Below are 21,709 nucleotides of genomic sequence, written 5' to 3'. Positions count from 1 at the left end.
TGTGTTTCCATATACTACCCAAAGGAATCAGGATATGCAGAAGAGCAGATAGGAAAAGTTAAGGAGCACCTGCAGGATTTAGCTGAAAGCAGTAAAGATACTAATAATTTAATAGAACAGCTTTTTCAAAATTCTGTTAAAGAGTCAGAAAAGGTCAACAATGCAAAGACACAAAATGCCTATATGGATGAAGAAATGAATAATGTAGAAAAAATGTTTGGAGAATTTATATCTTTATGTGATAAATTAAAAACACAGTATGAAAGTATTGAAAAGTTTACAAATGTTATTTCCAATATAGCAAAACAAACAAACCTACTTGCACTTAATGCTGCTATAGAATCCTCCAGGGCAGGAGAATATGGAAGGGGTTTTTCTATTGTTGCAGGCGAAATAAAAAAACTGTCTGTTGATTCACAGGATAATGTAAAAGATATAGTAAATTCTTTAAAAGGTATGACAGAAATTATTAAAAAGCTAAATAATAAGTCCATGGAGGGAATGCATACAGTTTCTAATGCCGTTCAGAGTATCAAAAAATCGGACGTATTAATGGACGATATTGTCTTATCACAGGGAGAGTTTTTAAAACATTTTGGTAATGTTAAAAATTCTCAGAAAAATAACATGGGTGATGTTGAAAAGATAAATCATGAATTAACTAATATTATTAAAAAATCCAATAAGGATAAAAATCAATTTGAAACATTAATTATGGGTTCTCAGAAGAAAGCAGATTATATTTTAAATATTTTGCATCACCTAAATCAGATTAAAATTTTGTGGGAAAAATATAATTCAAAAAGTGTTAGAGATCATTAATAATACAACAGGGTCAAAGCAGGTTTCATAAAAAATAAGCCTATATTTGACCCTTTACTTATACTTAAATAATTGATATGTATACTTTTGAAATTATGCTGAATTTAGGTAACTTTTTCAATAGAATCAAGTTGCTCATTTGTAAAGATATTTTGTTTGTCCAATACTGCTATTAATAGAAAAGTACACAAACATACTAGCCATTCCATAAATATCACATGAGGAAATATTCTAAATGATGGTATTATCTGCCATAAAAATAAAACTATTATACTTACTAAAGTAGTGTAAAAAGCAGAACTCTTTCTGCATAATTTAGGACAAAATATGGTAAATAGAAATACTATAGTAAAGGCAGTACAGAGACTTAAGCCTATGGATATAGTTTTTAATATACCTGACATAGATAGAGCTAATACGAAAGTAAATATACCAAGTAGAATAACTGATACTTTATTAATTATAAGATATTTCCTATCATCTACTTTTGGATTTATAGATTTTTTATATATATCCTGTGAAAATAGTGTAGAAGCTCCTAGTAATAAGTTACAAGCAGTGGATACATCTGCCGCCCAGAGTGCTGCCAGAGTTATACCAGCTGCTACAGGATTTAATGATAATATCATTTTAGGTAGTGCCATAGTAGCACTTACATTTGGGAAAGAAACTTTGGCTGCCATACCTATTAAGGCACACAAAAATCCTATAGGAATCATACATAAACCGCCTATTATGAAGCCTTTTTTTGCTGTTTTAGAATCCGTAGCTGCAAAAGCTATTTGTACAGGTCCCTGCATAGACATAACCTGTGTTATCATAACTAGAAACCAGCTTAAAATTATCCATATGCCAGTTCCCTGAGTAAAGCTGAAATAAGGTACGTTTTGAGGCAGAGTCAATTTTATATGTTCAAGTCCTCCAGTTGATATTACAGCCAATATAGTACATAATATAATTCCTGCATATTTTAAAGGTACATTAAATAAATTACATAATCCTGCAGACCACATTCCACCCATAAAAGTTATTCCTATGAATACGCAGGCACTTACTATCATACCGGATTTTAGTGTAAATATTCCAGGTAAAAGTGAGGACAGAATAGAACCGCCTGCAATGTATTGCAGGGATACAACTACAATGAGAATAATCATCTGACATATAACGCAAACAAACCTTCCTTTTTCATCGTAGAATTTTCCAAAGAGCTCTGGTACGGTGGATACATTAAATTTTCTATATTTTTCAGCAGTGACAAGTCCCATAACTATAGCTGCAAATCCCCAGGCTACAGTATACCAGCCTGCTGCAAGACCTATATCATAGGCTTGTTCAGCAACGCCTATAGTTGAAGCTCCTCCAATGGCAAGGCCTATAAGTGAACAAGCTATCAATGGAGTTGAAAGTTGTCTTCCGGCTAAAGTATAACCTTCTCCGCCCTCTGATACCCTTTTTTTGGCGAAAGAACTTATTACAAAAAGCATTGCTATATAGAGTATAATTATTAGTAATGATACATTCATTTTTTAAACCACCCCTTCATTTTAGTTAATGATTCATAGAACACAATTTTTTAATTATAGTAAAAAGAATCCGCATTAAAAATTTAAAATACTATTCAAGTAAATATACTCTTATCTTCCCCCCTTTAAAGCATTAAAGTAAATGCTGAAATTTATAGGATTTCTCATTTAAAACCTAAGTTATACGTATACATAGCATTTATTAGTTAAAATTTTATGTATAAATTAAGTTTAAACTCAGAAATCCTATATCTTATAAAATCACTGCCTATAAACTATAATGTAATGATTTTCACAAGTTATACGAATATAAAATAGACAGATATTATACAATGATATAAAATTAAATAAAAGAACGCCCCGGTTAAGGGACGAATTAATGGTGATACCACATAGACAGGTTACAAACCATTTTGCTATTGTGTTATGTTTATTTTTTCATCTTAACCTTTAGTATAATTTACATTATAATTGAAAATTTTTATAAATACAAAGGGGAAAATATGCATTAAAGACTAAATAGGTTAAAATTTTTACCTATATCTATATATTTTTATAAATTTCATTTTAATTCAAGTATAACTTTAATTAAGTAAATCAAAATTTGAAATATTAAATTAATTAGTGAAGATTTTAGGCTTTTAGAAATAATAAAAACTTCATCTGAAGGTAAGAATTTTGTTTGTATATAATATATAATATATATGTTGTAATAAAAAAATTAAATTTTAGTTATATATGGGGAGGTAATACAATGATAAAAATATTGGAAGGTGGAGAATTAGATTTAGATTTATTGGAAGTGGAGGATGTTATAGATATAAATATACTGCAAAAATTTCAAGATAATTTTGCCGAAAGCATGAATATAGCCAGTGTGACGGTGGACAAACATGGAAAACCTGTAACAAAACCTAGTTCCTATACTAATTTTTGTTTAAATCTTACACAGTCTACTGTTAAAGGAGTGGCCAGATGTGCAGAGTCCCATAAAAAAGGGGGAAATGAAGCAACAAAACTTGGCAAACCGTATGTGTATACCTGTCATGCAGGCTTAATTGATTTTGCTGCACCTATAATGATAAAAGGCAAAACCATAGGTACAATATTGGGTGGACAAGTTATGTATTCCCATCCTGGAGAAACTCGTTTTAGAGATACTGCTGCTGAAATAGGTGTGGATGCTGATAAATATGTAGATGCTTCAAATCATGTATATAAAGTAAGTGAGCAAAATGTAAAGGCGGCATCTGAAGTATTATATGTAGTTGCCAATGCTCTTTGTAAAATAGGTTATGAATCAATTTTAGTTGGAACAGTTGCTAGAAATCTTTCCGAAAATTTTGAACAGATTTCAGCTACCATGGAAGAATTGGCTGCATCGTCCTTAAATGTTAGTAATAATCAACAAGTTTTAAATGAGGAAATAAATAGGGTTAAAAGTATATCTTTAGAGATAAATACTGTATTAAATTCTATAAAAAATATAGCAGAACAGACAAAAATGCTTGGTTTGAATGCGGCTATAGAAGCTGCCAGAGCGGGGGAATTAGGCAGGGGTTTTGGAGTTGTTGCCAGTGAAATAAGAAAATTATCTGAAGATTCAAAAGCTACAGCTTCTACCATCGTAGATCTTACTAGAAAAATACAGGAATCTGTTGATAAGACCACTGAAACTTCTAATGCTACTCTTCAAACTACAGAGCAGCAGACAGCAGCAATACAAGAAATTTCATCTAATGTTCAAGAAGTTTCCACAATGGCAGATACTCTAAATGAAATGGCAAATTCAAAAATATAAATTAGTAGTATTTATTTACTTATTTTTCAAAATATAAAATAGATATTTATTATTAGTATATTTTGTGAAAAAAGGAGATTTTAGATGAATCAAAATAGATTTATTATAAATAAAGGCATTAAATGCTATTATATTATACAATATTTGCAGCTAATAATTGGATGTGGAATAACAGCATTAGGATTTAACTTATTTCTTGCACCTAATCAAATAGCTTCTGGCGGAATAGCAGGAATATCTTTATTAATAAAGCATGTAGATTATATAGAACCTGCAATTACCCAATGGCTGGGAAATATAATATTATTTTTTATAGGTTTATTTTTATTGAGTAAAAAATTTATGATGAGAACTGTTTTTGGTTCTTTAGTGTTACCTTTATTTATATTTTTAACCACTAATTTGCACCCAGTTACCCTGAATCCACTTTTAGGCAGCATATATGGAGGATTACTTTCGGGTATTGGTCTTGGTTTGGTTTTCAAAAGTGATGCATCTACGGGAGGTACTTCTATAGTAGCTAGTATTATAAATAAATATGCTGGTATAACCATTGGTAATTCCCAAGGAATAATAGATGGAGCTGTAATTGTTGCTGCTGCATTTGTATTCGATGCAGAAAAAGCTCTTTATGCAATTATATCTTTATTCATAACCAGTAAGGCTATTGACTTAATACAATTAGGATTTAGTGGGTCCAAGGTAGCGTTTATAGTTTCCAGTAAATCAGAAGTTATAAAAGATGTCATTATAAAAGATTTAAATAGAGGAATTACAAAAATTTCTGGATTTGGAGGATATACTGGGGAAGAGCGTACAATTTTAATGGTGGTTATGAATCAATCTGAGGTAAATATATTTAAGAGTTTAATAAAAAGTATTGATACAAGTGCGTTTATAATAATTAGTGATACCTATGAAGTTTTGGGTCAGGGATTCAATTTAAATAGAGAAATTAGAAAGCAAAATCAAATTAAATAATTTCTTTGCAGTTATTAAAGTTTTTTATTTTTTTATCATAATTGTATGGTATGTAGGTTAAAATTAACCTGCATACTATAAATATAAAATTATAAATATATTTTTATAAAATGGGTTTTAGCTGCCCATTTTTTTATATGGGATATATTTAAACTGTTAGGAGTATGCTGGGATATTAGAGGATGATCATTATAAAAAGAAGTAATGATTGCTGAATGTGCAATTCTACCTCTAGCATTTTCATAAAATATTATATCACCTAATTCTAACATAGATACAGAGGGTACTTCCATACCTTTAAGGCCCTGTGATTTTTCTTCAGCATTAATTTTTAAATACCAATAAAGAGAACCAGCTACAGACCATGAAACTGACCAACTATCACCCGATGATTTGAGATTATTTTTATACCACCATGGATTTTTATCTGTGAACACCATAGGAGCCCCTCCTGCTTTCAAACATTGAGAGGTAAAATTTGTACAATCACCTCCATCATTGCCATACACAGAAAAGTATCTATAAGCAGGGTTTGGCACTATGGCATAATTTATAGCATAGTTTACTGCATTTGTTCTAAGGTATGAGGAATTATCTTTATAATTCATAACTTCTCCATAAAATTAATTATGGTACATTTTATGTAAATATACATGAAAAAGTACATCATTTATATAATAGTTTCCATAAAAAATATGAATTTTATAATATGCTTCTTACTTTATTTATAGAATTTTTTTTCAGCTTTAAGACATACTATTTTTAGAATCATATGAATTTGGGGTGATTAATGGTGGAAAAGAAGCATAGGGGATTATCTGTATGGGAACTTACAATGATGGCACTAGGAACTGTAATTGGTGGATCTTTTTTTCTAGGATCATCTGTAGCTATTCATGCCGTAGGACCTCTTATAATTATTTCATATGTATTAGGAGGAATTTTAGTTTATTTTATTCTTTCTGCTCTTTCAGAAATGACAGTGGCAGATCCGGCACCTGGTTCGTTCCGTACTTTTGCCGGAAAAGCCTTTGGACCAGGAGCTGGATTTATTGTTGGATGGGTTTACTGGACTGGAATGGTTCTAGCTATGTCCAGTGAAGCGGCAGCAGTATCCATTTTACTGCGTAAATGGTTTCCTGGCATATCCATATCTTTATTTGGAAGTATGACTATCCTTGCAGTTACATTACTTAATTTGTTAGGTGCCAACAAATTGAGTAAACTTGAAAGTGGCCTTGCGGCTGTTAAGTTATTGACAATAATATCTTTTATAATTATTGCATTACTTTTAATTAGTGGTTTTTTAGGTGTATCTCCAAGGACCGGAACTGCCAAAGTAACTGGGGAACCTTTACTTTTAGGAGGCGTAAAAAGTATTGCAGGAAGTATGCTTACAGTGATGTTCGCCTATGCAGGGTTTGAAATAATTGGTTTGGCAGCTTCAGAAACGGATAATCCCAAAAAAATAATTCCAAAAGCTATCAGCTATACTGTAATAAGCCTTGTTGGACTTTATATAGCTTCCATATCTGCACTTTTGTTATTGATTCCTACTGGAGTTCTTAGTGAGAATTTTAGCCCTATGGTAGCAGCACTTAACAGATGGGGTATGAATTGGGCTGGAAATGTAATAAATATAGTAATGGTCACAGCTATACTTTCTACAATGTTGGCAGCTATGTTTGGTATTGGAAGAATGATTCGTTCTCTTGCAGATGAATCCTATGCTCCAAGGTGGTTAAAGGATAGAACAAAAGTACCTTATAGAGGCATGGTATTTTCGGGTTTTGTTATGTTTTTGGGACTAATGCTTGGACTTTTATTTCCTAGAGTCTATTTATTCTTGGTAAGCTGTGGTGGTTTTGCACTGCTTTTTACATATGTAACTATCGTTGCTTCACAAATCCGATTACGTAAAAAACATACCTATGGTGCGGAAGGAAGGCATCATATATATGTTTCATGGATTACTCTTATAAGTCTTATTATTGTTATTGCTAGTATGCCTTTTATTCCAGGTCAGGCATCAGGTCTTATAGCGGGTCTGATAATTATTGCTTTTTATTCAGTAGTATATATGTGTATGAAGTATTATATAAAGATTAAGACATATGGCATATCAGGTAATCAATTTAATGTAAAAAGACATAACGCCAGTTTTTTTACGGAATTTTCTAAAGAACTAATTGAAAAGAAAAAAAAAACCATACAAAGATACAAGGGGAAATAATAAATCAAGTTAAAAAGAAGGCTAGAGTGGTACAGCTGCTAGCCTTCTTTTTAAAGTTTAATTATGTGCTATTTTTTTGTTTAAAATTGTGGCTAAATGTTTTACTGGTAATACTGACATTATTGCAATACATATGGCACCTTCAATGGACATAAATATACCATTTACCATAAGAGAATAAACTGCCGGAGACATTCCTTTAGGGGCAAAACTTCCAAAAAAAATTACTCCAGATATAAAATGACATATAAATCTCCCTAAAAGAGCCAGCAGTGTACCTATAATTTTTCTATCTCTAAAATAACCAGCAATACCTAAAGCCATAAATGGTAGTGGATAATCAAATATAACTTGTACAGGATGGAGTATGTATGGATCTAGTATTAAGGTTATGATTCCATATAAAAATCCAGTAATAAAGCCTACTTCAGGCCCGTAAAGTAAAGCCATAAGTAGTATAGGTATCATACTCCCCAAAGTTATACTCCCTCCTTGTGGAAGGTGGTATATTTTAAATATTTGAAGTATAGCAGCCAGTGCCAGTGCTATGCCTATTTGAGTTATAAGCTGTGTAGTGAATTTAACATTTTTAACTTTGGCCCAAAATAGAATAAAAATAATTAGGGCAATTAATGCGAAAATAGAAGCTGGGTGAGATGAAATCTCTGTAATATTTTTTATTAAAGACATATAAAACCTCCTTACTTAGCTAAGGTGCCCAAAAGTCGTATTCCATAGGAATACGACTTGATTTTTTAGAATCCGCTTCCCTACGCTGGTGTTATCCAGATCAGGTAGAAGGGTTAACAAAATGTTGTTTCTCAGCCTATAAAGGCACCCCTAGCATTAAGTATTTAATTATTATATAATAATTATAATACATAATATGTAGTATTTCAATTATTACACTAATATGTGGTTTATAATTTGAAATAAATTTTGGAGGTAGATATATAATGGATATGAATGTGCTTTGGACAAACGAAAAAAGAATAGAGAGGACTATTGAGGCATTAAAAAAGAATAATATGAATGGTTTTTACATAAAAGATAGACAGGAACTTTTTAATAAAATAGAACAATTAGTTAAGAAAGATTCTGTAGTAAGCTGTGGAGGTTCTGCTACTTTACAACAAATAGGCCTATTAGAATATTTAAGGAGCGGCAAGTATAAGTTTTTAGATAGGGCGGCTGAGGGGATTACTCCAGATGAGAAGAAGGAAATACATAGAAAAACATTTTTTGCAGATGTATTTTTTACCAGCACTAATGCGTTAACTGAGGAAGGAGAATTATTCAATGTAGATGGCAGAGGCAACAGGGTTGCAGCTATGCTCTTTGGTCCTGATAAAGTTATAGTAGTCTGTGGTGTAAATAAAATTGTTAAGAACTTAGAGGAAGCTATAGAGAGAAATAAAAGGGTATGTGCTCCGGCAAATGCCAGGAGGTTAAATTGTAATACACCCTGTGCTAAAACGGGATATTGTGTGGATTGCAGCAGTAAGAGCAGAATATGTAACGAATATACCCTCATAAAAAAACAAATTGATGATTCAAGAATCTATGTATTTATACTTAATGAAAATTTAGGATATTAAATTATGTCACACGTAATTATGTTTACGTGTGACATTGATGTATAATGTTAAACTAAGGTTTTATTGAATATATTTGATAAACCTAGTGTAGATATTCTATAGTTCCCTTAATTTTGTAAATATTAATTTTAAGCTGATTTTATTTTCCACAGTTTGTTCTTAGACCGCTAAGTATTGAAGAATCAAGGCCTGAGCAATTGTATTTTACTCCATTAAGTGTTATGCAATTAGAAGAGTTTGTACAACTATTAGAGCTTTTACAGCTAGCAGGATCTACACAACTATTGGAGTTTTTGCAATTAGAATTTTTACAGCTAGCAGGATCTGTACAGCTATTAGAGTTTTTACAGTTAGCAAAATTTGTGCAATTAACTGCTTTTGTTGAAGGACAAGAAGATTTACAGAGTACAGATGCTATATTGTTGTTTACGCCAGATGCATGAACTGTTGTAGCAATTCCCGTATTTAATAATAATGGTGCTGCAAGTATTAAAGCTGAAAGTAATTTGTGTTTAAGTTTTAACATTTTCAATTCCTCCTAATTTTTAGTAGTATATGATTTTTTAGTTCATTTTCACCTTCAGAAATGGGTGTTTAAAGTTACTTAGGGAACTTTTAGCCTTATCCACTAAAAAATATTTCTATCTAAATTTATAGGTGTAAATGAATATCTTTAAGTGAATTTAAATATTTTTTCTATATGTGTAATATATAGAAAAATTGTAATTAGTGATTTATAAATAGTGACCCATTTCATTTTTGGAAATTTAGGTTTATCTATGTTTGTTATATTAACAGTATTTTTATGTTATATCATTATTAAATTAATGGATTTAATGGTATGAAAAGGCTATATAACAAATTTCATCATCATATATAATAAGATGTAAGAAAGATTGGTTCCATATATATCAAGTATAGTCAGATATTTTTCTTGAAATATATGCAATGTATGGAATAGTGCATTGGTAGGTATTTTATCTAATGAGACTATAGAACCTTAGTGATTAGGCAGTAATACAGATAAAAAATGTATACTATGGCTGATAGAATACAAATAATTACATATTAGTAGTAAAACCTAAATTTTACCGTAAATGAAGAAACATACATTTTTGAAGAAAATGTATAAATATTGTTGGAATAATAAATATATTTTGTATTTAATACATATTTATAGAAGGTTGTAATGGAAAAAATATTCTTTATGAGTAAACGGCGCTTAAATCTTATAATAACTTTATAAGTACATGTATTTTTATTTCTATTATCTGTGATTGGTTCCATCATTATTTTTATTAAAAATAATATTTTTTGTAGAATTATTTTTAATTATGTAGTAATATATACGTAACATATATGTCACTTTGAAACACCCTGTAGTTAGTTTTATTATAACTATTGAAAGGTGTTTCCTATTTTTTTGATAAAATTTTTATATAAGTTATATATTTAAAATAAATATGCAGAAATTTTATACAATATAATAGATTTGTATCTGAATAAAGAAATGTTTTAATATGTAATTAAGATATTATAATAGTTGAATATATGGTAAACATATTATAAGATATTAATATAGCTACAAATAAGAAAAAATTACGTAATATGGTTTTATAAATAGTTATTTCTAAATTATTCAAGTTAGCATTAAATAATATATGGTGATAAAATTTCAAATAAATATTTATTAAAATTAAGTAAATAAACTATTTGTAAACATCAAGTTAGCTACTTATTTGTAAGACTAAATAACAAATTAATACTTATTTTAGGAGGTAACTTTTATGGCATCTTTAAAAGGTACAAAAACTGCTGAAAATTTAATGAAAGCTTTTGCAGGAGAATCTCAGGCAAGGAACAGATATACTTATTATTCATCCATTGCAAAAAAAGAAGGATATGTTCAAATTTCTAATATATTTTTAGAAACTGCAGAAAATGAGAAAGAACATGCAAAGAGATTTTTTAAATTTTTAAATAATGATTTAAAAGGGGAATCTGTAGAAATAAATGCCTCTTACCCGGTTGCTCTAGGAGATACTAAAACAGTTCTTAAAGCTGCGGCAGATGGTGAAAATGAAGAATGGTCTCAGCTCTATCCAGAATTTGCAGATGTAGCGGATAAAGAAGGATTTCCTGCTATAGCAACGGTTTTTAGAAAAATAGGTGAAGTTGAAAAGCACCATGAGGAAAGATATTTAGCGTTACTTAAAAATGTAGAAAATGGTACTGTATTTAAGAAGGAAAAAGTATATAAATGGAAATGTGATAATTGTGGATATATTCATGAAGGGGATTCTGCTCCTGAAGTTTGTCCTGCCTGTGCTCATCCTCAATCATATTTTGAAATACTTGTGGAAAATTATTAATATTGATGTTATATTGAGTCTAAGATAAAAACCTGCACTGTGGTTACAGTGCAGGTTTTAACTATATTTAGTATGATTAATATAGTCTTGCAAATAAATAATATCATTAAAATTAATTTTATTCAATAATAAGTTTAAGGAATTTATTTTAAATTTAAAAATAAACAACTATAAATTATCAATTAAACTTATATTGTCTTTTGGAAACAACGTGGTGAAGAGGAGGTTTTTATAGATAAAAGTAGCTGGCACATGACCAGCTAAGATATTTTAAGGGATTTTAATTATGCATTAATATTATAACTAATTTAACTTGTTTTTATACCTATTTCTTAAAAATAAGGGTGCAGGCTTTTATTACATCTTATTTTTTCAATATTATAAGGGATGTACTTTAGCAATAAGATAATTTGAACCTGCAAATTAAATGTTAGTATTAATATTTAAAATAAAATTTGCGATGTCCCTAGAAGCGTTGGGATTATTGTAGTAACTTTGTGATTCTTTAATTTTATTTAAACCTTGTGCACTATTTTGAATCAGAGCATCTATAGTATGCTTTATTTTTTTAGTGTCGGTACATATTACTCCCAAATTATATTTTTCAGCAAATTTTGGATTGCCTTCTTCTTGACCTGGTAAAGCACCAGTAATCACTAAGGGTACATTACATGCTATGGCTTCCATCATAACATTTGGGCTTCCTCTGGTAAATGCGATATCAGAAGAAAACATTAATTCTTGTATATTTTCCATAAAACCATAAATCTCAACTTTATCAGGGTATTTTTCTACTAATGATTTTTCCAATGATTTTTTCAATCTCATATTTCTACCTGCAATAATTCTGATGGTACAATTAAAATTATCAAGGAGAATTTCAGCTATTTTTCTCATATTCCCTACACCTTCCCCACCGCTCATAATTAAGCATTTTAAAGGCATATCTGGTGTATAATCGCTGTGTTTTCCATGATTATTAAACTTTGAACGTACTGGAAAACCTAAAGTTTTTATTTTTTCTTCTGAAACGCCGAATCTTATACACTTATCTTTTGCTTCTTGTGTTGGGCTTATAATGTAATCAGCTCTAGTTTCTGCCCAAAGAGGATATATGCTCACTAGATCTGCTATTAAAGTGATAAATGGTATTTTAATTTTATTCTTTTCCAGTACATTTATAACAGAACCGTTAAAATTGGGGTGCACAGATAAAATTAAATCGGGATTCACGTTTTTTAATAATTCTATTAAATTATCCTTTATTATTAATTCCACGAATTCATTAACCAATGATGGTCTTATAATGGACATATTCCACACCAATTCCCATAAATTTTGTGAATTCCTTGTTATTGGACCATAAGATTTACCTATTTTCAGCATCATATTGCCGCCAAGTGAAAATCCATCTATAACATGAATTTTAACACCATTATTCTCAGAAAAAATTTCACATAGAGATTCTGTTATGCTTTTATGGCCATGTCCTGTGTAATTGGAAGAAATAATAAGTATGTTTTTAATCATAACAAATATCACACCTCGTATAATAAGTTTATAGTCAGTTAAATAACTGCTATAGACTTATTTATTTTTTATATTTTGTATAGATTAAGAAAGCATCTAAATTTTTCTAGTGGGGATTCTCCCAATTCAATATTGCTGATTCTTATACTTTCTGCTCTATACTGTTTTAATCTATTATTTATTAAAGGAATTCCTAATGCTAGAATAATCATAATGGAACTTTAGCGAAGGTTACTGCTTGATCACTCCTTTAATTATAAAGAGTTTGTAAAAATATTAAACTTACATAAAATAAGAACTTATTTTCTCCTAATTATATTGCGTTGAAAGTTAATGTTTTATGTAGATTTGACAGAAATCTGTTGGTTTATATGATGAAATTATTCAAGTAGCTTTCTTATTAGCTGATGAGCTTGATCTTAATTAAGCTATTTTTCATCAAATTGCATAAAACCGAATGTAAAGTATCTATATTTAGAAAAAATGTGATATATTAAAAATGCTAGGGTATATACCTAGCATTTAGAAAGTCTATTTTTATTTGTTAGATAATAGTTGAGTCCCTGTACCAATATTGTCTGGTTCATTTTCTTTTATGATGGTAACAAAAGCTTGATGAGGAATATTAAGAATTTTACTTGCAGAGGTTACAAATTCACTTACAAGTTGTTCTTTTTGTTCCTTTGTAATTTTTGGACCTTCTATTGTTATAACTGGCATAAAATCACTCCTTAAATATAATTTATCCCATGAATAAGAGCATTTCTCATAGGTAAACTCTACATGGATATAAGAATTACTTTATAAGAATATATTATACAGATTTAAATAATTAAAGTAAATAGCGGCTTAGAGGATATTGGCTATTTTTGTAGAAATGATATAATAATATGATGAAAGGAGATGGTAGTATGGAATATGGAATTTTTAAAGTAGAATACGAAGATTATAATTGTAATAAAGGTGATGCACATATCACAAAAGTTAGAGCTTATGAAATAATGGGCGAGGGTAAATTTAGCAATAATTATGAGGAGCACCTAATAGAAGATGTTATACAAAATATAAAAAATGGTCATAAATATGTAACATTAATTAGTGATGATGATGACAAATTGAGAAAGGGAGCAGAAATTATATTAAAAGAATTTATAACTACAAAACCAGATACTAATCGAGGAAGTGATTTAGGAAGTTTACCGTTAATTCCATATGATATATGGGAATTATGATAGGAAGCATATAATCAGTTAAATGTAAAAAATATTAAGAGCCTCCTATAAAGGCTCTTTTCCAACTATATACCAGAGGCTAAATATAATTTTATTATTTGTACAATTACGTTATTTTAAAATAGAAAAGAGCATTTCTGTTTATACCTATGCTGCTTTTTTAGTGAGATGCAGGGATTTTACAATTCTACCAAAAACCCAAAATCTGTATCCTAAAAAATTAACTACTTGAGCTAACACCATTGAAATAATTTTAGCAAAAAAAGAATTTATAGAACTATCTATTAATATACTTAGGCCTATTAGGCTCACACTTAAAGAAATCGAATTAACAACAATAAATTGAACTATTTCCTGTGCTGTTTTCTTATTAGTTTTCCTGTCATTAAAAGTCCAAAACTTGTTCAAAATATAGCTATTCAAGGTGCCACCAGAATAAGACAATATCTGGCTTATAATATAATTAATACCAAATAAACTATTTAGTACACAGAAAATCACAAAATCGAACATAGTATTTAGACACCCTACACAACCGAATCTTATAATATGTGTAAATTTTTTATCATTTATAAAAGTATTGTAAATATTTTTAACAGCATTCATGTATTCCACCTCTTTAATTGATTATTTATTTAAATAGTATCAAAAAAATGTGGCATAATTATCACATAATTATGTTAAAATCGTGTGATAATTATTAAAAAATTATCAAGTGATTCTTGGGCTTAGGTGGATTTTCATCATAATATTCCAAAGTAATAAGTCACACGTAAATATATTTTACGTGTGACTTAATGTATAGTATATGGTAATTCTAAAGGAGTTTTTTGTTAAATATATCTGATAACCCTAAGATAGATATTCTATTTTGTACGTCTGCTGTATTTATAGTATACAGTCCTATTTTTTTCATTCTATTAAAATATTCTGATCCAGCAAAGGTATATCTGTTTTTTCTTCCTTCCTTAGTACGTATTTTATAGTTAGCATAATTTATTATATCTCCAATAGCAGTATCCTTTGGAAGAATTAGAGTAGGCATTTGGAGTGCGCATCTTACAGCATTGTGTCCAGCCAAGGAGCCTGTGCATATGGCTTCTGCTCGCTGTACCAAAGTGCAAGTGGCCTTGTGCCTCTAAAGAAGTAATTTTTTTTTATCTCCCCAGAACTTTATAGTGAGATTCCCGGTATCTCCATTCCACAAAACACTATCTAACATAACATTATATATAAGTTTTATTTCTTCGTCCTGCAGTTCATCTATTATCTGCATTTTATCTAAACATCTAAATATCATTTCTAGACTTAGATCTGCCTGGGAAATTAAATTGGTAGAAGTTTCAATCTCAATTAGCTTCTTTTGGTAATCTTCTATTTCCCTATTAAGGTTTTCTATTTGTGGAACCATGTATTTAGCAGCAACAGGACTAAGTGACATTTGATTTACCAGATTTTCAATTTGTTTCTTTTTATTGTTTATATCTTTTTTTATATTATCAATATTCCTAAATTCATGGGACTTAGCATTAAGTAGCTCCTGTTTATATTCTTCTACTTCTTTTCTAAGTAAGCCTTTGTTAAGTGAATATTCTTTTAGTTTCTCTTTTAGAATTTCTTCTATATGGTCAGTTCTAACATTAGCATTATCGCACCTGACGTTCCCACTAGAATTTTTTAGTGTACATTTATAATAAAATACTTTTCCAGATTTATTTCTACCATGTATAACCTTCATGTTGCTGCCGCATTTCGCACATTTTAGAATTCCTGTAAGCAAGGCATTATGGGTTCTCCCTAATCTTGGAGCCTTTTCTTTGTTTTCTTGTAATAGTTTTTGAACCATTAGCCAGTCTTTAGCATCCATTATACCTTCATGTTTAGCCATAGCAGCGATCCATTCTCCTATGTCTCTATATATAGTTCTACCACGTTTCTTATTATAAGTTAGAATACCATGTTTACCGTCGGGATTTCCAACTACAGTCATTCCAAGATTACTCAAATATATAATAGCATCTTTGTCAGCTCTGACGTAAACAGGATTTATAAGTATATCTTGAACACCACTCTTATTCCAAGTATCCTTACCAGTTTTAGTCTTAATAAAGTTTTGATCTAAATATTTAGTAACTTGACTTAGAGATTTTAATTCTAAGTACTTATTATATATTAGCCTTACGGTTTTCATTTCATCGGAGACAGGAGTTAGTTTATACATTTTGCGTTCTTTAAAATCTTGATCAAAGTAGATTATTTCTTCAGATTTAAACCCCAATGGAGTTTGACCTCCTAACCAGCGTCCACTTTTTGCAAGTTCCAGCATATTGTCTCGGACTCTTTCTGCGATAGTTTCTCTTTCTAATTGAGCGAATACAGAGGCTATATATACCATGGCTTTACCCATAGGAGTGCTTGTATCAAATTGCTCTTTTATGCTTATAAAAGCAATATTGTGTTTCTGTAATAATTCCAATGTAGTAGAAAAATCAGCAACATTACGAGAAATTCTATCCAATCTATAGCATATTAAAACGTTAAATTTCTTATTCGATGCATCTTTTATTAATTCCTGAAACTTAGGTCTGTTTGTATTTCCACCACTGAATCCTTCATCTTCATATATTATAAATTCCACAGTTTCATCATAAAGCCTGGTGCAATATTCCTGACACATTTGTATTTGATTTTCTATACTGTCACCTTTTCCAGTAAATTTCGATTTCCTTGAGTATATTGCTATCTTCATAAATTTTCATCTCCTTGATAGAACTGTATAGTAAAAAATAAGATTGAATATATAACATTAGATTAAATCTAGTTAAAAATTAGTGCTATGAATGAAATTTTATACAAAATAAATCAAGTGAACTTATGGAAAAATTATATTTTTTTTCTAGTATAAAATACTTTATTTACCTAATGAACTCTTAACTATTAGTTCACAACTATTCCCAAATATTATAGTTATAAGGTTTAAAGTTTATATTTATTTACAGTATATGTAATATATTATTCAAAGAAATTTCACAGAATACTGAGCATTTATGAAATAAAATTTTTATTACATTAAATTGAATATCATCCTCCAATTAACTATAAGATGATTTGTGTTCCAATTTAGACATTAATTTAATAATGAAAAGCTTTGAAAACACTGATAACATTTCAAATATAAGACAAGCCTAAATTTCCATAAGCCAAATTAGGAGGATATTTACAATCATTATTTGTATTTTTTACATAAATTTACTTGGAACAGACTTAAATCTACCTTGATATGTTCATTTTAAGCCTAATTGTACTCATTAAAAATACTTGTAATGTCAAAAATTAAAAAATTCTCTAATTATAGTTTCTAGAGATGGAAAATTGGACTTGAAAAATCATTTATAGTAAAAGATTTAGGAGGTAGTAAAAATGTTAAGAATGAAGTACAAATTAATTTCTGCTTTAGTTATTGCAGCACCGCTATTGGTAAATGCAGGAATTGGCACAATAGTTCATGCACAGAGCGTAAGTAATGTTAATACAGTTGTATCAACAACAACTACTACTGTAACGTCTACTACTACAACTTATTCTTGTGAAAATTTTAAAGACAAACTAGATGCCCTAGTAGCAGATGAAGTTATAACTCAGGATCAAGAAACAGTAATATTGAATCTGTATTATAATGGTGATATAACAACAACATCCGATTTTAATACTCAACTAGATATGTTAATAGCACAAGGAACTATAGCAAAGAATCATAAAATAGCAATAATAAAAGTATTTGATGGTTGGGGCCATAACTGGAAACTGTCAGCACCTCCTGAGAAATATAGACACAACAAGCCAGTACCTGTAGAAAAACACGATATTTCAGCACCTACACAGAATCATAACAAACCAGTATCTACAGTAAATCACAATGGTCCAACACGTAAAGAAGATCACAATGGTTCAGCGTTTAAACAAAATCACAATAGTTCAGGATGCAAAGAAACAGTAAAAAGCTCCAAAAAATAATATTTATTGAGAAATGATATATTTACCAAACAATATAATCGCTAGCGAAAAACATAGCTTACTTATAAGATAATAATTGAGAGTTTAGTCATTATTGGCTTTAATTAAACTATGAGTTATAACTATTCAGCCCTATATAGAAGATATTGTATTGTGTCTTGGAAAAACGATTTATAATTTGGGCTAATTAATATATTTTCACAATATTTCAAATATACTAAGGCTGAATAGTTGTATACAAAAACGAAATTAAAATAAACGTTAATTTCCAAAGTTTTTATCAGATAATTCTTTTATAAAATCATAAGCTTTTTCACCTTTAGATGATGTTTTAGAAATTTCTTTAATTGCCCTGTCGTGAAGAGAATAATTTCTGTCTATGGTTTTATTAAGTTCTTCAAATTTGCGATCCATTTGTTCGGATAAATTTTTATGACCTTCGGCTAACAATTGTATATCCTTCCCTTGTTTTTCAAGCATTAAAGTGTTTTTATTAACCTTTTCCTCTAATTCATCAATTTTGTTAAAGCCTTCTTTCATTTCGGTATACATTTTAGTCATGAGTTCAAATATTTTATCGTTTTCCATATGTATTCTTCTCCAATCCCTTAAATATTTTAAACTGGTTTGCGGCGTAAAGTTCTTATTTCAGCTTCATGAGAGCCGTACATCTCCAATAGAGATTTGTTTGTTTCCTTTAGTTCAGAAAAATTTTCATCCATTTTGTTAGATAAATTTTTGATTATGCCTTGCATCTCTTCAAATTGATGATTCAATTTATCAACTTCGGCTTTATGTACTTCGGAAGCAGATTTAAGAGTAGACAATATTTGACCATGCTCTTTTTGTTGAGTCTTGATTAAACTTAGATCTTCCTGAATTTCATTTATGTTATTTTGCATTTTCTCTTGAGATTTTTGAAATTGTTCCTGGCCTTTTAGGATTTGTTTTAATATTTTATCTGTATCAGATATTATATTCATTCCCTTCTATAATTTAGTATAATCTGGATTTTGTGGATTTATGCTTCAAAGCTTTTAGGATTTGTGTATTCTCTTTTAATTGGCTTTTAATAGGCTCTAGTTCTTCCTTTAATAACTCCCATATAGCTTTTAAATCTTCTTTAGTCATCTTTTTCACCGGCTTTAAAGTAGTACAATTTATTCTCTTGATAAATATTATACTATATTCTAGATATATTTTAGAGATGTGTTGGAACCATTAATGCTAAAATAATTATTATTTATGTAGTATTTAATTTAATATATGTTTCTACAGTAGCAATTGCAACTCATTTAAAAAAAGGTGATGCTTATGAAAAGGTTTAAAGCTTTATTGCTTATTATTGTAATACTCATTTTCATTGTATCTTTTATAGAAGTAAAGGGATCATTAATTGAAAATTTAGAAGTGCCTGTAGGTGTTAGTGTAGACATAGACAAAGATTCTGTAATACCTCGTATAGACTACCTCTATTAGTATATTCAATTCATAAAAATACCTCAACTCAACACTATAGTGAAATTTTAATCCCCTAAACTGTTAACTTTAGACGTACATTACTATGTAATATTTTTTAAACTATTTAATGTGGATAAATTGAATATATTAATGTTCTTAAAAGGATTATATCATATTCTTTTTAAGAACATTATAATTCACATTATTCATCAGTAATATATTCCTAATAAATAGTTTTTTATTATTTTAAGGAGGATTTTGGGAATATATGTAGTGTGAAAGTTTATTAAAGGAAGTAAAGAATATAAATATCATACCGCAGATTGTAGATATTTGGCTAGAAACTAGATCCCCATAAGTTTGGAAGATGCTCAATCACAGAGATATGGGCCTTGCGGCGTTTGCAATCCCCCAAAATAAATTTATTTATAGAATTAGGAGTTGAAGTTATATTGTTTAATAAAAAAGTATTTCGACAATTTAAAAATGAGGAAGAAGTTTATGAATGGGTAACAGATAACTTTGGAGGGGGGACAAGATATATTGAAATATATGAAAATAGCTCAGATAAAAGTGATATGGCAAATTTACTATGCTGTTATACAGGTAATAAAAATAATATATATAGGAAAATTTTATGGGGATGTGCTAAGGAGCTTGGAGGAGAAGAAATTGAAAACTATCTTAAAGAAATATCAATCATACCAAAAGAAATTTGTAAATTCGAACTACAGGAAAATATTATTGCATATCGGTATACTTATAAAAAAACATTAGAAAAGGGATTTGAATCTTTAAAAATAGAAAAGGGAGAAACATTTACTAATAAAATGTTTATGAGTACAACACTAATTCCTGGCTTGCTTAAAGAATTTTTCAAAAGTCGTAAGTGTGACTGTATACTAAAACTATATTTGCCTAAAGGAACAAAAGGAGTTTATGTGAGTGTTGGTAAAAATGCATTAAATGAACAAGAGTTTTCATTGCCCCCAAATTCAACATTTAAATTAATTAAGAGGAGTTATAGTTTTAAATATCATATGCCTCTTTATGAATGTGAATTATTATACCAATAATTATATAAAATAAAAACGAAGTTATTAAATAATATAATTTGCTTTGTTTTTTCTTTTTTTTAGGCTATGCTAAAGAATAGTATTGATAATGTTATAAATTTAAAATGAAACTCTTTGTGAATTCCCTTTATTTATATTCTAGTGATTATAAACAGATTATTTGTATTTCCATAACCTAATATATTGAATTTCTTCTTTTGATTGGAGTTTCAGTATATCAAACTCCAATTTGAAGTTATTTTGTTTATCAGTATATGTTACCGAATATCCAACTTCTCTATTTCCATTTTCAGTATCTTTTGTAACTGTTTTTAGATAGTTAGGTCCATATGCTTTTATAATATCATTAAATGAACTCTTGTTTGATATTATGCCTTTCCCAGTATTTAAAGTATTTTTTAATGTAGAAAGTGCAATAGAAATAACCTTATCATTCTTATCTAAAGCAATTACACCAACACATTTTTCAGAATTAAATGAGTAACCTTTTGTATTCGTATCTTTTAAGGTTACTTGTTTACTTTTCCCAAAAGCCTTCTTAATCAAATTTAAATCGGGTTTCTCCATTAGCGAAACTCCATTAATATGTTCACTACCTAAATCTATGCTTTGAATATTTCCAAATTTATCACGAGTTATTCCTAAATCAATAACTACTAATAACACAATAATAATTAAAGGTATCAGAATATAAATTATGCGAAGCCCTTTCATCTGTTCCACCCTGTCTTAACATCTAATTCTTACTGTAAAATCCTTTAATTTTGTATCTGTATGGGATGTATGTGATTGAACTAATAAGTTGTTACTTTTAACAGTATCTTTTTCCGTATTAAAGATTTCAAGCCACTTAAACCAATACATATAGTTAGAAAGATATTTAGTTGCAACACCATTAAACGTATCCATCCACTTCTTGGGTTTACTATGAAAGGCATTAATATGCTGTATATGAAATATACTTTTATTGAAGGTATATTTAATTATTTTTATTTTAGAATACCACAGGTTTTACCTGTGGTTCCGGAAAGCTTATAGCTATGAGTAGGAAAAAGAAAAACTC

23 protein-coding genes, 1 pseudogene and 1 riboswitch are annotated in these 21,709 nt (G+C 29.2%); of the genes and pseudogenes, 10 read left to right on the top strand and 14 right to left on the bottom strand.

Translation table 11 applies throughout. The features are described 5' to 3' along the window. Window positions 1-195 precede the first annotated feature (195 nt). Window positions 196-822: a methyl-accepting chemotaxis protein gene (locus ACJDU8_RS16505; RefSeq protein ID WP_406793253.1), complete on the top strand. Its 627-nt coding sequence runs from the start codon at window positions 196-198 to the stop codon at window positions 820-822. 104 nt (window positions 823-926) lie between these two features. Here ACJDU8_RS16505 and ACJDU8_RS16500 read toward each other — a convergent pair whose 3' ends face one another. Next, on the bottom strand, window positions 927-2,348 hold the full coding sequence (locus ACJDU8_RS16500) for a sodium:solute symporter family protein (protein ID WP_406793252.1): 1,422 nt from the start codon (window positions 2,346-2,348) through the stop codon (window positions 927-929). Between the two features lie 754 nt (window positions 2,349-3,102). On the opposite strand from ACJDU8_RS16500, the gene ACJDU8_RS16495 reads away from it, so the two are divergent. Both ACJDU8_RS16495 and ACJDU8_RS16490 read left to right on the top strand, forming a co-directional pair. Beyond that, complete coding sequence (locus tag ACJDU8_RS16495; protein ID WP_406793251.1) at window positions 3,103-4,149, top strand: PocR ligand-binding domain-containing protein; 1,047 nt, start codon at window positions 3,103-3,105, stop codon at window positions 4,147-4,149. An 84-nt stretch (window positions 4,150-4,233) separates the two neighbouring features. Beyond that, window positions 4,234-5,130, top strand: a complete 897-nt coding sequence (locus ACJDU8_RS16490) for a YitT family protein (RefSeq protein WP_406793250.1) — start codon at window positions 4,234-4,236, stop codon at window positions 5,128-5,130. Window positions 5,131-5,219: 89 nt separating this feature from the next. Here ACJDU8_RS16490 and ACJDU8_RS16485 read toward each other — a convergent pair whose 3' ends face one another. After that, window positions 5,220-5,738 (bottom strand): amidase domain-containing protein, encoded by a 519-nt coding sequence (locus ACJDU8_RS16485; RefSeq protein WP_406793249.1) that lies wholly within the window; start codon window positions 5,736-5,738, stop codon window positions 5,220-5,222. 185 nt (window positions 5,739-5,923) lie between these two features. Here ACJDU8_RS16485 and ACJDU8_RS16480 point away from each other — a divergent pair, with 185 nt between their 5' ends. Continuing rightward, entirely contained in the window at window positions 5,924-7,363 is a 1,440-nt protein-coding gene (locus tag ACJDU8_RS16480) for an amino acid permease (protein ID WP_406793248.1), read from the top strand. A gap of 57 nt (window positions 7,364-7,420) precedes the next feature. On the opposite strand, the gene thiT is transcribed toward ACJDU8_RS16480, so the two are convergent. Further along, window positions 7,421-8,053 carry an energy-coupled thiamine transporter ThiT gene (gene thiT / locus ACJDU8_RS16475; protein ID WP_406793247.1) on the bottom strand — a complete coding sequence of 211 codons (633 nt, stop codon included), beginning with the start codon at window positions 8,051-8,053 and terminating at the stop codon, window positions 7,421-7,423. 60 nt (window positions 8,054-8,113) lie between these two features. Beyond that, a riboswitch (TPP riboswitch) is annotated at window positions 8,114-8,215 on the bottom strand. A 104-nt stretch (window positions 8,216-8,319) separates the two neighbouring features. Here thiT and ACJDU8_RS16470 point away from each other — a divergent pair. After that, on the top strand, window positions 8,320-8,961 hold the full coding sequence (locus ACJDU8_RS16470; RefSeq protein WP_406793246.1) for a lactate utilization protein: 642 nt from the start codon (window positions 8,320-8,322) through the stop codon (window positions 8,959-8,961). A gap of 139 nt (window positions 8,962-9,100) precedes the next feature. Here the strand turns inward: ACJDU8_RS16470 and ACJDU8_RS16465 are convergent, their stop codons facing one another. Beyond that, window positions 9,101-9,487, bottom strand: coding sequence for a hypothetical protein (locus tag ACJDU8_RS16465; protein ID WP_406793245.1), 387 nt, complete (start codon window positions 9,485-9,487; stop codon window positions 9,101-9,103). A 1,261-nt stretch (window positions 9,488-10,748) separates the two neighbouring features. Between ACJDU8_RS16465 and rbr the strand changes: the two genes are divergently transcribed. Continuing rightward, window positions 10,749-11,333 carry a rubrerythrin gene (gene rbr, locus ACJDU8_RS16460; RefSeq protein WP_406793244.1) on the top strand — a complete coding sequence of 195 codons (585 nt, stop codon included), beginning with the start codon at window positions 10,749-10,751 and terminating at the stop codon, window positions 11,331-11,333. Window positions 11,334-11,756: 423 nt separating this feature from the next. On the opposite strand, the gene ACJDU8_RS16455 is transcribed toward rbr, so the two are convergent. After that, window positions 11,757-12,863 carry an MGDG synthase family glycosyltransferase gene (locus ACJDU8_RS16455; RefSeq protein WP_406793243.1) on the bottom strand — a complete coding sequence of 369 codons (1,107 nt, stop codon included), beginning with the start codon at window positions 12,861-12,863 and terminating at the stop codon, window positions 11,757-11,759. 537 nt (window positions 12,864-13,400) lie between these two features. Then, on the bottom strand, window positions 13,401-13,583 hold the full coding sequence (gene dmpI, locus ACJDU8_RS16450; protein ID WP_406793242.1) for a 4-oxalocrotonate tautomerase DmpI: 183 nt from the start codon (window positions 13,581-13,583) through the stop codon (window positions 13,401-13,403). A gap of 191 nt (window positions 13,584-13,774) precedes the next feature. Between dmpI and ACJDU8_RS16445 the strand changes: the two genes are divergently transcribed. Beyond that, a complete protein-coding gene (locus ACJDU8_RS16445) occupies window positions 13,775-14,095 on the top strand; it encodes a DUF3892 domain-containing protein (RefSeq protein ID WP_406793241.1) in 321 nt (106 codons plus the stop codon). A 147-nt stretch (window positions 14,096-14,242) separates the two neighbouring features. On the opposite strand, the gene ACJDU8_RS16440 is transcribed toward ACJDU8_RS16445, so the two are convergent. From ACJDU8_RS16440 to ACJDU8_RS16430, 3 genes are all read right to left on the bottom strand, one after another. Beyond that, window positions 14,243-14,701: a GtrA family protein gene (locus ACJDU8_RS16440; protein WP_406793240.1), complete on the bottom strand. Its 459-nt coding sequence runs from the start codon at window positions 14,699-14,701 to the stop codon at window positions 14,243-14,245. A gap of 211 nt (window positions 14,702-14,912) precedes the next feature. After that, on the bottom strand, window positions 14,913-15,212 hold the full coding sequence (locus tag ACJDU8_RS16435; RefSeq protein WP_406793239.1) for a hypothetical protein: 300 nt from the start codon (window positions 15,210-15,212) through the stop codon (window positions 14,913-14,915). Between the two features lie 21 nt (window positions 15,213-15,233). Beyond that, the gene (locus ACJDU8_RS16430) at window positions 15,234-16,844 is read right to left on the bottom strand and encodes a recombinase family protein (protein WP_406793238.1); all 1,611 of its coding nucleotides are present in this window, start codon (window positions 16,842-16,844) and stop codon (window positions 15,234-15,236) included. 671 nt (window positions 16,845-17,515) lie between these two features. Here ACJDU8_RS16430 and ACJDU8_RS16425 point away from each other — a divergent pair. After that, window positions 17,516-18,109 carry a hypothetical protein gene (locus ACJDU8_RS16425; protein ID WP_406793237.1) on the top strand — a complete coding sequence of 198 codons (594 nt, stop codon included), beginning with the start codon at window positions 17,516-17,518 and terminating at the stop codon, window positions 18,107-18,109. Window positions 18,110-18,370: 261 nt separating this feature from the next. Here ACJDU8_RS16425 and ACJDU8_RS16420 read toward each other — a convergent pair whose 3' ends face one another. The 3 genes from ACJDU8_RS16420 to ACJDU8_RS16410 are packed head-to-tail and all read right to left on the bottom strand — an operon-like array spanning window position 18,371 to window position 19,240. Further along, a complete protein-coding gene (locus ACJDU8_RS16420; RefSeq protein ID WP_406793236.1) occupies window positions 18,371-18,697 on the bottom strand; it encodes a hypothetical protein in 327 nt (108 codons plus the stop codon). 29 nt (window positions 18,698-18,726) lie between these two features. Beyond that, window positions 18,727-19,092, bottom strand: a complete 366-nt coding sequence (locus tag ACJDU8_RS16415; RefSeq protein WP_406793235.1) for a hypothetical protein — start codon at window positions 19,090-19,092, stop codon at window positions 18,727-18,729. Window positions 19,093-19,105: 13 nt separating this feature from the next. After that, window positions 19,106-19,240 carry a hypothetical protein gene (locus ACJDU8_RS16410; RefSeq protein ID WP_406793234.1) on the bottom strand — a complete coding sequence of 45 codons (135 nt, stop codon included), beginning with the start codon at window positions 19,238-19,240 and terminating at the stop codon, window positions 19,106-19,108. A gap of 183 nt (window positions 19,241-19,423) precedes the next feature. Here ACJDU8_RS16410 and ACJDU8_RS16405 point away from each other — a divergent pair, with 183 nt between their 5' ends. Both ACJDU8_RS16405 and ACJDU8_RS16400 read left to right on the top strand, forming a co-directional pair. Continuing rightward, complete coding sequence (locus ACJDU8_RS16405) at window positions 19,424-19,588, top strand: hypothetical protein (RefSeq protein WP_406793233.1); 165 nt, start codon at window positions 19,424-19,426, stop codon at window positions 19,586-19,588. A gap of 434 nt (window positions 19,589-20,022) precedes the next feature. Continuing rightward, the gene (locus ACJDU8_RS16400; RefSeq protein ID WP_406793232.1) at window positions 20,023-20,646 is read left to right on the top strand and encodes an ADP-ribosyltransferase; all 624 of its coding nucleotides are present in this window, start codon (window positions 20,023-20,025) and stop codon (window positions 20,644-20,646) included. A 156-nt stretch (window positions 20,647-20,802) separates the two neighbouring features. Here the strand turns inward: ACJDU8_RS16400 and ACJDU8_RS16395 are convergent, their stop codons facing one another. Then, window positions 20,803-21,360, bottom strand: a complete 558-nt coding sequence (locus tag ACJDU8_RS16395) for a hypothetical protein (protein WP_406793231.1) — start codon at window positions 21,358-21,360, stop codon at window positions 20,803-20,805. Between the two features lie 15 nt (window positions 21,361-21,375). Next, window positions 21,376-21,612, bottom strand: a pseudogene (locus ACJDU8_RS16390) (IS1595 family transposase); the annotation flags it as partial. Between the last annotated feature and the right edge of the window lie 97 nt (window positions 21,613-21,709).

The sequence above is a fragment of the Candidatus Clostridium eludens genome (assembly GCF_045310515.1).
GTDB lineage: Bacteria > Bacillota > Clostridia > Clostridiales > Clostridiaceae > Clostridium_B > Clostridium_B eludens.
The sequence above is the reverse complement of the archived record's forward strand: the minus strand, read 5'-3'. Positions and strand labels throughout refer to the sequence as shown.

What these genes read in the sequence shown, in the direction of transcription:
- ACJDU8_RS16470 (WP_406793246.1), top strand. Translation starts at nt 8,320, where the DNA reads ATGGATATGAATGTGCTTTGGACAAACGAAAAAAGAATAGAGAGGACT.
- ACJDU8_RS16395 (WP_406793231.1), bottom strand. Translation starts at nt 21,360, where the DNA reads ATGAAAGGGCTTCGCATAATTTATATTCTGATACCTTTAATTATTATT.
- ACJDU8_RS16495 (WP_406793251.1), top strand. Translation starts at nt 3,103, where the DNA reads ATGATAAAAATATTGGAAGGTGGAGAATTAGATTTAGATTTATTGGAA.
- ACJDU8_RS16465 (WP_406793245.1), bottom strand. Translation starts at nt 9,487, where the DNA reads ATGTTAAAACTTAAACACAAATTACTTTCAGCTTTAATACTTGCAGCA.
- ACJDU8_RS16485 (WP_406793249.1), bottom strand. Translation starts at nt 5,738, where the DNA reads ATGAATTATAAAGATAATTCCTCATACCTTAGAACAAATGCAGTAAAC.
- ACJDU8_RS16415 (WP_406793235.1), bottom strand. Translation starts at nt 19,092, where the DNA reads ATGAATATAATATCTGATACAGATAAAATATTAAAACAAATCCTAAAA.
- ACJDU8_RS16455 (WP_406793243.1), bottom strand. Translation starts at nt 12,863, where the DNA reads ATGATTAAAAACATACTTATTATTTCTTCCAATTACACAGGACATGGC.
- ACJDU8_RS16500 (WP_406793252.1), bottom strand. Translation starts at nt 2,348, where the DNA reads ATGAATGTATCATTACTAATAATTATACTCTATATAGCAATGCTTTTT.
- ACJDU8_RS16430 (WP_406793238.1), bottom strand. Translation starts at nt 16,844, where the DNA reads ATGAAGATAGCAATATACTCAAGGAAATCGAAATTTACTGGAAAAGGT.
- ACJDU8_RS16405 (WP_406793233.1), top strand. Translation starts at nt 19,424, where the DNA reads ATGAAAAGGTTTAAAGCTTTATTGCTTATTATTGTAATACTCATTTTC.
- rbr (WP_406793244.1), top strand. Translation starts at nt 10,749, where the DNA reads ATGGCATCTTTAAAAGGTACAAAAACTGCTGAAAATTTAATGAAAGCT.
- dmpI (WP_406793242.1), bottom strand. Translation starts at nt 13,583, where the DNA reads ATGCCAGTTATAACAATAGAAGGTCCAAAAATTACAAAGGAACAAAAA.
- ACJDU8_RS16425 (WP_406793237.1), top strand. Translation starts at nt 17,516, where the DNA reads ATGTTAAGAATGAAGTACAAATTAATTTCTGCTTTAGTTATTGCAGCA.
- ACJDU8_RS16490 (WP_406793250.1), top strand. Translation starts at nt 4,234, where the DNA reads ATGAATCAAAATAGATTTATTATAAATAAAGGCATTAAATGCTATTAT.
- ACJDU8_RS16410 (WP_406793234.1), bottom strand. Translation starts at nt 19,240, where the DNA reads ATGACTAAAGAAGATTTAAAAGCTATATGGGAGTTATTAAAGGAAGAA.
- ACJDU8_RS16440 (WP_406793240.1), bottom strand. Translation starts at nt 14,701, where the DNA reads ATGAATGCTGTTAAAAATATTTACAATACTTTTATAAATGATAAAAAA.
- ACJDU8_RS16445 (WP_406793241.1), top strand. Translation starts at nt 13,775, where the DNA reads ATGGAATATGGAATTTTTAAAGTAGAATACGAAGATTATAATTGTAAT.
- ACJDU8_RS16420 (WP_406793236.1), bottom strand. Translation starts at nt 18,697, where the DNA reads ATGGAAAACGATAAAATATTTGAACTCATGACTAAAATGTATACCGAA.
- thiT (WP_406793247.1), bottom strand. Translation starts at nt 8,053, where the DNA reads ATGTCTTTAATAAAAAATATTACAGAGATTTCATCTCACCCAGCTTCT.
- ACJDU8_RS16505 (WP_406793253.1), top strand. Translation starts at nt 196, where the DNA reads ATGAATAATGTAGAAAAAATGTTTGGAGAATTTATATCTTTATGTGAT.